Genomic DNA, 10,590 nt, shown 5'->3' with positions numbered 1-10,590 from the left:
AGCTGCGGATCCGCCGGCGAGGGCGCCCCGGCGGATCCGCAGCTGCAGTGGCAGAACGGCCTGTACGTCGCGCTGCCGATCCCGGCCGTGGCGGGGAAGGTGTTCGCCGGGTGGTACCCGACGGCGGCAGACGCGGCGGCCTTCACTCCGGAGGCCCGCGTCAACGGCGCCGACCCCGTGGTGTGCGACGACCAGCGGATCGAGCTGTTCGCGGCCTGGAAGACCCCGGAGGAGAACGCGGCGGAGGGCACGCGCGTGCCGATCCTCATGTACCACCAGTTCACATCGAACCCGGACGGGGAGACAGGCTGGCTGCGCGGGAACTACGCCTACATCGGCGACTTCGACGCGCAGATGAACCACATCGCCACCACGGGCTTCTACCTGCCGACGTGGGACGAGCTCAGCGCGTTCATCGACGGCCGGCTGTTCCTGCCCGCGCGCTCGGTCATCATCACGGACGACGACGCCGACCAGAGCTGGTTCGACCTCGCCGTGCCCGTGATCGACAAGTACCGCCTGCTGTCGACCTCGTTCATGATCACGGCCTACCGGACCGATCCGCCCCCGTCGATCTACGTGCTGCGGCGCTCGCACACCAACGACATGCACCAGGCGGGGGAGAACGGCAAGGGGCGGATGGTGAACTGGACGGCCGATCAGATCGCCGCCGACCTCAACGCCTCGGGCGATGTGCTGGGTGTCCGCGAGGTCATGGCCTACCCCTTCGGACACTACAACGACACGGCGAAGCAGGGCGTGGCGCAGGCCGGCTTTGAGATGGCGCGGACGATCGAGCCCGGGTACGTGCAGATCGGTACGGACAAGCTCGCGCTTCCCGTGGTGCGCATCGACTACGGCATGGGGCTCGACGCCCTGGTGTCGCGGATCGGCTGACGCGTGGCCGCGGTCGTCATCGTCGGTCCCGCCGCCTGGAACAGGATCGTCGTGCTCGACCGGCTGCCGGAGCCGGAACCGCACATGCAGTTCACCGAGGACAGCTGGGAGACGGTCGGCGGCACGAGTGCGGGCAAGGCGCTGAGCCTGACCGTGCTCGGGCGCGCGGTGGCGCTGCACGCGATCGCGGGGTCGGACGACGACGGCCGGCGGGTGCGCGAGGCCCTGGCCGCTGCCGGAGTGCCCGTGCACTGGTCGGACGGCGTGACGGAGCGCCACCTGAACCTCATGACGAGGGCGGGGGAGCGCGTGTCGCTGTACCTGGCGACGCCGGAGGCGGGCGACGGGCGCGACGATGCGGCCCTGGCGGCAGAGCTGGCGGTGGCGGACGCGGTCGTGCTCGACCTGGCCGCTGAACCGTTGCGCCTGCTCCCGCTGGCACGGCGGAGCGGCACGCCGCTCTGGGTGGACGTGCACGACTACGACGGCACGGCCGCGTTCCACCGGCCGTTCCTCGCCGCCGCGCATGCCGTGTTCTGCAACGCCGACCGCCTGGACTCTCCGGTGGAGTTCCTGCGGGCCACGGTCGACGCGGGCGCCCAGCTCGCGGTGTGCACGCTCGGCGCGGACGGCGCGGTGGCGATCGATGCGGACGGGACCGAGGTGCGCGTGCGCGCGGTGCCCACCACGGTCGTCGACACCAACGGCGCAGGCGACGCGTTCCTCGCCGGCGTGCTGGACGCCCGACTGGGCGGAGCCGGGCTCGCCGCCGCGCTGGAGGCCGGGGCGCGGACGGCGTCGCTCGTGCTCGGCACCCGGCACCTGCACCCGCTGCTCGACCCCGTCCTCGGCTGAAAGGTGCCGGTCAGCGGGGGACCGACAGCAGGAACCCGCCCACGATGTCGGTGAGCTGCGCGCGCATCTCCTCCTCGGACAGGGTCGGCTCGCCGTCGCCCGCCTGTGGCCCGTAATCGCCGAACGAGGCATGAGAGGCGCCGTCGATCTCGACGAGTTCGGCGTCGACGGGGAGCATCGGCCGCGCATCGGCGATCTTCTCCGGAGTGGACAGGCCGTCCTCGCTCCCGGCCACGCTGAGCACCGGGAGATCGGAATCGGACAGGTCGTTCGCGCAGTACGACGCGAACAGCACCAGAGCATCGGCGGCGGTGGCGAGCTGGCAGGCGCGGACGCCGCCCAGGGAGTGGCCGCCGACGGCCCAGGACTCGACATCGGGCGCCGCGGACGTGAAGTCGTCCAGGCCGCGGGGGTCGAAGAACGCGAGGTTCAACCACGGCCGGGTGATCACGACCGTGATGCCCTCCTCGGCGAGGCCCTGGAGCGGGGCCGCATAGGCCCACGGATCGACCTTGGCGCCCGGGATGAACACCAGGCCCCGTTCCGAGTCGCCGTCGGCGGGTTCCAGCACGATGCCTTCGTCGGCGTCGGTCACGGTGATCGCCGAATTGTCACGGACCTCGGCGAGCGGACCCGGTTCGGCCGGCATGACCCCGATCTGGGTGTAGGCGAGCACACCGCCGATCGCGAGGACCAGCACGATGGCCAGAGCCCACAGGACACGTCTCAGGATGCGGCGGCGGGGCTTCTTCTGCACGGAGGCAACGCTACTCCCGTCGGCGGGAGACGGAGGGGTGCGTGACCAGGTACTCCTCGAACGCCTCCGCCGAGGTGCGCGTGGGCGTGAAGCCGAAATCCTCGATGAGTCGGCGGTTGGACAGGACGGGCCGCCAGCGCAGGAACGGCACCTTCTCCGGCCCGTGCTCGGTGAGCCGGAGCATCCGTCCCAGGCGGAGCGCCGCGTCCAGTGCCCACGCGGGGACCACGAGCTGTCGCTTGCCGAGCCGCGCGGCGATCTGCGGCACCGTGAGACGCCCGTCTCCGGCGACGTTGAACACCCCGGCCGGTCCGTCCGTCGCCGCCCGCACCATCGCGGTCGCGACGTCGTCGACCCAGACGAACACGAAGGGGGAGTCGGAGCCCGCGATGCGCAGGATGCGCCGCCCGTCCCAGAGCGCGGTGATCTGATTCCGCACGGTCGGACCGAGGATCGTCCCGATGCGGAACACGACCTGCTCGAGTCCGGGGTGCTCGCTCCGGCAGTCGGACAGCATCTCCTCGACCAGCCGTTTGTGGCGCGCGTACGGGAACGCGTCGTTGCCGCGCAGAGGCGTGCTCTCGTCGATCCAGGCAGGGTTGTCGGGGTGGTAGCCGTACGCGGCGCCCGAGCTCGACACGACGATCCGACGTACGCCGGTCTCGACGCACGCGGCGAGCACATTCGCGGAGCCGATCACATCGACCCGGTACTCCCGGTCGACGTCGCGACCCGGGTTCACGATCGCGGCGAGGTGCACCACGGTGTCGATCCGGTGGGCGCGCAGCAGGGGCGCGACGGCTGCGGCATCGGTCACGTCGAGCAGCGCGTTCACGACGCCGTCCCGCGCGGGGGTGTCCCGCACATCCGCGGCCACGACCAGCTCCACGTCGTCACGGCGCGCGAGGGCGCTCGCGACGTGCGCGCCGAGGAAACCCGCACCGCCCGTGATCAGCACCCGCCGCATCAGGCCGCCTCGATGCTCATGCGACCACTCGCATCGCCGTCGGGGCTTCCGGTCCGCCGTCGGGTGTGCCGCGCCCACAGTCCGGCGAGCACGAGTCCGGCGATGATGTCCCAGATGCCCCACCAGCCCGCCACGATGGCCATGCCGCCCAGCCCGTCGAAGAACAGGAAGACCAGGCCCAGGCCGAGCCCGGCGTTGCGGATGCCCACCTCGAAGGTCATGGCCTTGCGCTCGCGGGTGCCCAGTCCGCCGACCACGGCCGTGCCGTAACCGAGGGCCAGCGCGACCGCATCGTGCACGGCGACCACCAGGAGGATGATGCCGAGCACCTGCACGAACACCGTCCAGTTGCCGATCAGGGCGGCCACGATGAAGCCCAGCAGTGCGAGCAGGCTGAACCACTTCACGAAGGGCTGCACGCGCGCGCTCACCCCCGGCAGCTTCGCCCGCAGCAGCAGCCCGAGGGCGAACGGGAGACCGACGATCAGCAGGATCTCGAGCAGCATGCGCCACGGGTCGAGCGAGATGTCGCGCAGCAGCGTGCGTGCGGTCGGGTGCAGCGACCCCCAGAACGTGATGCTCAGCGGCATCGCGACGATGTAGACCAGGTTGCCGACCGCCGTGAGCGACACGGACAGCGCGACGTTGCCGCCCGCGCGATGCGTGAGCACCTGCGAGATGTTGCCGGGCGGACAGCACGCGACCAGCAGCATCCCCAACGCCATCGACGGCGGGACGGGCAGCACCAGCGTGAGCAGGAACGTCGCGACGGGGAGCAGCAGGAGCTGGGCGAGGATCGCGATCGCGAACGGCTTCGGGTGCTTCGCCACGACGCGGAAGTCTTGCGGTGACGTGTCCAGCGCGATGCCGAACATGATCAGGCCGAGCACCACGTTGAGGATCGTGAGCGTGCCGGGGGTGAAGGAGAGCACCACGTCGTCGACGTTCACGCCCCGGCCTCCAGCGACTGCCGCTCCTGCCGGACCGCGCGGCGATAGGCGTCCTTGTTCACGTAGTAGGCCATCCGGTCGAGGCCGAGGTAGTGGTAGCCGCCGGTCACGTCCGGCCACGGGGCCCCGGTCACCCGCTCGCGGAATCGCGCGCCGCGCTCGGGAGCCGTCTCCACCGCGTGCAGGTAGGAGGCGAGGAGCTCGGCCTGCTCGTAGCGCCCCTGCCACCCGATCCCCGACGCCTCGATCATGCCCATCACGAACAGCCCGTTGAAGGAGGAGGGGAACACGTTCAGGAACAGCCTCGGGGCCGCCCCGCGCCAGTGCAGGTGCTCCGGATCGACGAACGGGTAGTCGAGGCGGTAGCCGGTGGCGAGCAGGACCAGGTCGTAGTCGTCCGCGCTCCCGTCGCGGAAGTGCACCGTGGAGCCGTCGAAGCGGTCGATGTCGGGTCGGATGCGCAGGTCGCCCTGGCCGAGGTGGTTCAGGACGAGCGTGTTCACGATCGGGTGCGACTCGTACAGCCGGTAGTCGGGCCGGGGGAAGCCGAACCGTACCGGATCGCCCGTGAACGCCCGCAGCACGCGGGTGTCGATCGCCTGCTTGAGCCGGGCGGGCAGCGGTCGGCCCTGGTTGAGCGTGTCGCTGGGACGCCCGAACAGGTAGCGCGGCACGAAGTAGTAGCCGCGGCGCACGCTCATGTCGACCGACGCCGCATGGTGCACGGCGTCGACGGCGATGTCGCACCCCGAGTTGCCCGCGCCGATCAGCAGAACGCGCTTCCCCGCGAGCTGCTGCGGCGACCGGTACGCGCTGGTGTGCTGCAGCTCGCCCGTGAACGCACCGCGGAACGAGGGGACGTTCGGCGTGGCGAGCGTGCCGTTCGCGAGCACCACGCCCGCGTACCACCGGGTGTGCTCGCCGTCCGGTCCCGTGGCGGTGAGGTCCCAGCCGCCGTCGCGGGGTTCGAGCCTGGTCACGGCCGTGTCGAAGCGGAACAGCCCTGTCAGGCCGAAGTGCTCGGCGTAGTCGGTGAAGTACTCCTTGAGCACGCGGTGCCCCGGGTAGTCCGCGGTGGTCCGCATCGGGAACTCCGCGAACTCGGTCGTGGTGCGCGAGGAGATCAGGTGCGCGGACTCGTACATGGTGCTGCGCGGGTTGTCGATGTCCCACAGGCCGCCGACGCCGTGCGACGCCTCGTACCCGTCCACGGCGATGCCGCGCTTCTGCAGCGCTCTGGCTGCTGCCAGGCCCGATGGCCCCGCGCCGATCACGGCGTATCTGTTCATCCCGCTCCCCGCACGTCGCTGTGCTCGAAAAAACGCCCCCGCGCACCGATCGTAGCGGTGCGCGGGGGCGCGTCGTGGACGGTCGCGGCGGCGGATCAGGTGTCGCGCAGGACGGCCTGCCGGGCGGCGACGGCCTCGCGCACCGCGTCGTACAGCGGGTGTTCGGGGTCGAGTCCGGTGGCGCGGGTCGTGAACGCTCCGGCGTCCTCGCTGCGCAGGAGCGCCTGGAGCTCGACGGACTGCTCATCCGCGGGGTCGTCGAACTCGAGAGCGGCGGCGACGGCGGCCACCAGGGCCCCGGTCGGCAGCCCGCGCTCCGCGGCCATCGCGGCGGGGCCGATGAAACGCTCGTGGCGGGAGATCTTGCGCAGCGGCTGCCGCCCCACGCGCTGCACCGTGTCGACCAGTTCCGGGTTGCGGAACCGGTCGAGGATCGTGGCGCGGTACGCGGCGAGCTCGGCCGGATCGAGACCGTGCACCGCCGCGAGCACGGCCGATGTCTCCTGCAGGGCCGCGGACACCCGGGCGGCGATGTCGGGGTCGGCCAGCGCGTCCGAGATGCGCTCGATGCCCGCGCGAGCGCCGAAGTACGCGGTCGCGGCGTGTCCCGTGTTCACCGTGAACAGCTTGCGCTCGATGTACGGCGCGAGGTCCGCGACGAAGTGCGCCCCCGGGATGTGCGGCGGCGCGTCCCCGAACGGCCCCGACTCGATGGCCCACTCCACGTACGGCTCCACCGTGACGTCGACGCCCGCGCCCTCGGGCTGCGCGGGCACGATGCGGTCCACCGCGGTGTTCGCGAACACCGCGCGCGACAGCAGGGCCTCGGCGTCGGCCCCGGCGGCCGCGGCGACCTCGGCGCGCAGCTGGTCGGTGGCGCCGATCGCGTTCTCGCACGCCATGACCTGCAGCGGCGCGGCCGAGGGGGAGCGGAGCGCGAGCCCCGCGACGATCGACGGCGCCACGAAGCGCAGCACCGTCGGTCCCACGGCCGTGGTGACGACGTCCGCGGTCGCCACCTCCTCCGCGACGGCATCGGGGTCGGTGCGGCTGTTCACCGCGCGGAACCCGGTGACGACGTGATCGGTCCCCCCGGGGCCGGCCTCGTGCACGGTGTACTCGTCGACCGCGTTGATGGCGTCGACGAGAGCCCCGGCGACATCCGAGAACACGACCTCGTACCCGCCCTCGTGCAGCAGCAGGCCGACGAATCCGCGCCCGATGTTGCCGGCCCCGAAGTGGACCGCCTTCATGCCTCGTTCACCTCCGACAGGAGCGTGTAGAGCTCCTCCGGGGTCTGCGCCGCGGCGAGCTTCGCGACGTCGTCCTCGTCCGAGAACAGGATCGCGATGCGCGACAGGATCTCCAGGTGCTCGTCCCCGACACCGGCGATGCCGATCACGAAGGTCGCCTGCTCGCCGTCCCAGTCGACGCCGCCGTCGTAGCGCACGACCGAGAGGGCCGAGGCGAGGATGGCGTCCTTCGCGTCGTTGGTGCCGTGCGGGATCGCGAGCCCGTTGCCCATGTAGGTCGACACGGTCTGCTCGCGCTGCCGCATCGCGTCGACGTAGGCGGGGGTGACCGCTCCGGCGGCGACGAGGATGTCCGTCGCCTCCTGGAGAGCGTCGTCCCGCGTCGCACCCGACGGGTGGATCCGGATCTGCTCGAGGGTGAGCACGCTCATTCTTCGTCCTTTCGCTGTTCCCTGACCATCTCGACGACCTCTTCGTACTTCGGCGAGTTCATGAAGTTGTCGACGGAGACGTGGATGGAGTTCGGCGACTTCGTCTGCGCCCGCTCCGTGAGCTGCTGCTGCGTGATCACCAGGTCGGCGGTGCCGTCGAGGTTCGCGATCGCCGCGTTGGTCACGGTGACGCCCTCGATCCCGGCCTTCTTGATCTTGTTGCGGAGCACGCTGGCGCCCATCGCCGAGGAGCCCATGCCGGCGTCGCACGCGAACACGATCGTGGAGATCGGCCGGTCGGCGACCGCGGTCGCGGGCGCCTCGGTCGCGGCGGTCGCTGTCGCAGCGCCCGACGAGGTGCGCAGCGCGTCCATCGCGGCGGACGACTTGCCCTTGTTCGCCTCGGTCTGCGCGATCGCCGCACCGAACGTGTCGCCCTCCGCCGCGAGGTCGCGCTTGCGCGAGGCCCGCAGGATCACGGCGGTGAGCAGGAACGTGACGGCGGCAGCGAGGATGACGGACAGGTAGACCACGAGCAGGTTCGCGACGCCGGGGCCGATCGCCGCGGCGGTCACCGCGATGATGCTGCCGGGCGCCGCCGGGAAGGCCAGGCCTCCGCCGAGGAGCATGTTCGTGGTGACACCGGTCGCTCCACCCGCGATCAGGGCGAGGATCGTTGCCGGCTTGCTCAGCGCGTACGGGAAGTAGATCTCGTGGATGCCGCCGAAGAACTGGATGATCGCGGCTCCGGGCGCGGACGCCCGCGCGGCACCGACCCCGAAGAAGCTGAACGCCAGCAGCAGGCCGATGCCCGGACCTGGGTTCGCCTCGATGAGGAACAGGATCGACTTGCCGGTCTCGGTCGCCTGCTCGATGCCGAGCGGGGTGAACACGCCGTGGTTGATGGCGTTGTTGAGGAACAGCACCTTCGCGGGCTCGACGATGATCGACACCAGCGGCAGCAGGTTCAGTCCCACGAGCCAGTCGACGGCGGCGCCCAGCGCGGTGCTGATGCCGAGCATGACCGGTCCGAACGCGAAGAAGCCGACGATCGCGAGGATCATGCCGAGGATGCCCGCCGAGAAGTTGTTCACGAGCATCTCGAACCCGGGGCGGATCTTGCCGTCCCACAGGCGATCCATCTGCTTCGTGAGCCATGCGGCGATCGGTCCCATGATCATGGCGCCGAGGAACATCGGGATGTTCGTGCCGACGATCACGCCGACCGTGGCGATCGTGGCGACGACGCCACCGCGCTCGCCGTAGACCAGGCGGCCCGCGGTGTTGGCGATCAGCAGCGGCAGCAGGTACGTGACCATCGGGCCGACCAGCCCGACGTACGCCAGGATGTTGCCGCCGTCTCCCTCGGCCACCGCGGTCATGGCACCCTGCCAGCCGATCACGGCCGAGTCGCCGCCGCCGCCGATGATCTCGGCGACCCCGGCCCAGTGCCAGCCGAAGGGGCTGTCCGCGCCGAAGAAGCCGGCGGGGATGAAGAGCATCGTGATGAAGCCCCAGGCGATGAAGGCCGCGATGTTCGGCATGATCATGCCCGAGAGGAAGGTGCCGAAGCGCTGGACACCCAGGCGGAGGCCGCCGGGTCTCGTGGCGGCAGGTGACGTCGTCGTCATGATGTCGTCTCTTTCTGGTGAGGGGGGAGTGCCGCGGCGAGGGTCGCCACGGCGGTTCGGGCGGAGGAGGCGTCGTCGGCGTCCAGCGCGGCTTCCGCCAGGCTGAGCGCGTCGGATGCGGTGCGTTCGGAGAGGGCGCGGCGCACGTCGGCCAACGCGGACGGCGCCATCGAGAGACTGGTCGCCCCGAGACCCACGAGCACGACGGCGAGGAGGGGGTCGGCCGCGGCCTCCCCGCAGATGCCCACGGGCTTGCCGAGACGGGCACCGGCCGCGCCGACCTCGCGCACCAGGCGGAGCACCGCGGGGTGCCACGGGTCCTGGAACGACGCGACCGAGCCGAGCAGGCGGTCGGCCGCCATCGTGTACTGCGTCAGGTCGTTGGTGCCGATCGAGGCGAAGTCCGCGTGGGCGAGCACCCGGTCGGCCAGCAGGGCGCTGGACGGGACCTCGACCATGACCCCGGCGGTCTTCAGCCCGTACTCGCGTGCGAGCCCCGTGAAGTACACGGTCTCCTCGACCGTCGCGACCATGGGCGCCATGACCCACAGGTCGGCGTCGGTCTCGGCGTCGGCTTCCGCGAGCGCCGTGAGCTGCTCGCGCAGGATGTCCTCGCTCGCCCGCAGCGCCCGGAGGCCGCGGAGCCCCAGGGCCGGGTTCTCCTCGTGCGCGTCGTTGAGGAAGGCCAGGGGCTTGTCGGCGCCCGCGTCGAGCATGCGCACCACGACCTTCCGGCCGGGGAACGCCGCCAGGAGCTCGCGGTACGACTCGCGCTGCTGCGCCACCGTCGGGGCCTGGGACGCCGAGAGGAACAGGAACTCGGTGCGGAACAGCCCGACGCCCTCGGCCCCCCGAGCGACCGCATCGGCGGCGTCCGCAGGCTTCCCCAGGTTCGCCAGCAGCGCGATGGGCGTGCCGTCGGCGAGGGCGCCGGGAGTGGCTGGTGCATCGACGGCCGAGCGTCGGGCCGCGGCGCGCTCCGCGGCTCGGGCGAGGGCCTCGGTGCTGGGCTCGCGGGTCACGACCCCGGCAGCGGCGTCGACGATCACGGTCTCGCCCGTGGTGAGGGCGGTGCCCTCGGACGCCCCGACGATCGCGACGATGCCCTTCTCACGGGCGAGGATCGCGGTGTGCGACGTGGGGCCGCCGTCGGTGGTGATGAGCGCGAGCACCTGGTCGAGGTCGAGCAGCGCGGTGTCCGCCGGGGCGAGGTCGCGCGCGACCAGCACGAACGGGTGCCCGGGGTTCGGCACGCCGGGGGCGTCGACCCCGCGCAGGCGGGCGAGCACGCGCTGGGCGATGTCGTCGAGGTCGGCGGCGCGCTCCCCGAGGTAGCCGCCCACGGCCTCCAGCGTCGCGCGGAACCCGGCGAACGCGTCGTGCACGGCCCACTCCGCGGTGGCGCCGCCGTCGATGCGGGCATCCACCTCGTCCTGCAGCGTCGGGTCCTCGGCGATCATGGCCTGCGCCTCGAGCACCTCCTGCGCCGCTCCTCCGGCGGCCTCGCCGCGCGCGGTCAGCTCCCGCGCCACCGTGGCGACGGCCTCGCGGGCTCGCGCG

Annotated in this window: 10 protein-coding genes; 2 read left to right on the top strand and 8 right to left on the bottom strand. The window is 71.7% G+C overall.

All coding sequences use genetic code 11. From position 1 onward, the window contains the following. A partial coding sequence (locus DW299_RS03955; protein WP_136035785.1) for a polysaccharide deacetylase family protein occupies positions 1-897 on the top strand: 897 nt, incomplete at its 5' end. A gap of 3 nt (positions 898-900) precedes the next feature. Then, on the top strand, positions 901-1,752 hold the full coding sequence (locus DW299_RS03950; protein WP_240745313.1) for a carbohydrate kinase family protein: 852 nt from the start codon (positions 901-903) through the stop codon (positions 1,750-1,752). 10 nt (positions 1,753-1,762) lie between these two features. Here the strand turns inward: DW299_RS03950 and DW299_RS03945 are convergent, their stop codons facing one another. The 8 genes from DW299_RS03945 to ptsP form a co-directional block, all read right to left on the bottom strand. Continuing rightward, entirely contained in the window at positions 1,763-2,509 is a 747-nt protein-coding gene (locus DW299_RS03945) for an alpha/beta hydrolase (RefSeq protein WP_168443071.1), read from the bottom strand. A 10-nt stretch (positions 2,510-2,519) separates the two neighbouring features. After that, entirely contained in the window at positions 2,520-3,476 is a 957-nt protein-coding gene (locus DW299_RS03940; protein WP_136035783.1) for an SDR family oxidoreductase, read from the bottom strand. Next, positions 3,476-4,426 (bottom strand): bile acid:sodium symporter family protein, encoded by a 951-nt coding sequence (locus DW299_RS03935; RefSeq protein WP_136030355.1) that lies wholly within the window; start codon positions 4,424-4,426, stop codon positions 3,476-3,478. Before DW299_RS03935 ends, DW299_RS03940 begins: the two co-directional genes overlap by 1 nt. Next, a complete protein-coding gene (locus tag DW299_RS03930; RefSeq protein ID WP_136035781.1) occupies positions 4,423-5,715 on the bottom strand; it encodes a flavin-containing monooxygenase in 1,293 nt (430 codons plus the stop codon). The genes DW299_RS03935 and DW299_RS03930 overlap by 4 nt, the downstream gene beginning before the upstream one ends. 95 nt (positions 5,716-5,810) lie before the next feature. Then, on the bottom strand, positions 5,811-6,968 hold the full coding sequence (locus tag DW299_RS03925; protein ID WP_136035780.1) for a mannitol-1-phosphate 5-dehydrogenase: 1,158 nt from the start codon (positions 6,966-6,968) through the stop codon (positions 5,811-5,813). Then, the gene (locus DW299_RS03920) at positions 6,965-7,399 is read right to left on the bottom strand and encodes a PTS mannitol transporter subunit IIA (RefSeq protein WP_136030348.1); all 435 of its coding nucleotides are present in this window, start codon (positions 7,397-7,399) and stop codon (positions 6,965-6,967) included. Before DW299_RS03920 ends, DW299_RS03925 begins: the two co-directional genes overlap by 4 nt. After that, on the bottom strand, positions 7,396-9,030 hold the full coding sequence (locus tag DW299_RS03915) for a PTS mannitol transporter subunit IIBC (protein WP_136030346.1): 1,635 nt from the start codon (positions 9,028-9,030) through the stop codon (positions 7,396-7,398). The genes DW299_RS03920 and DW299_RS03915 overlap by 4 nt, the downstream gene beginning before the upstream one ends. Further along, positions 9,027-10,590, bottom strand: a 1,564-nt coding sequence (gene ptsP, locus DW299_RS03910) for a phosphoenolpyruvate--protein phosphotransferase (protein ID WP_136035778.1), incomplete at its 5' end; no start/stop codon positions are given. The genes DW299_RS03915 and ptsP, both read right to left, overlap by 4 nt.

It is taken from the genome of Microbacterium sp. K35 (assembly GCF_004794375.1).
GTDB lineage: Bacteria > Actinomycetota > Actinomycetes > Actinomycetales > Microbacteriaceae > Microbacterium > Microbacterium sufflavum.
Note: the sequence above shows the minus strand (reverse complement) of the source record. Positions and strands in the feature narration are given on the sequence as shown.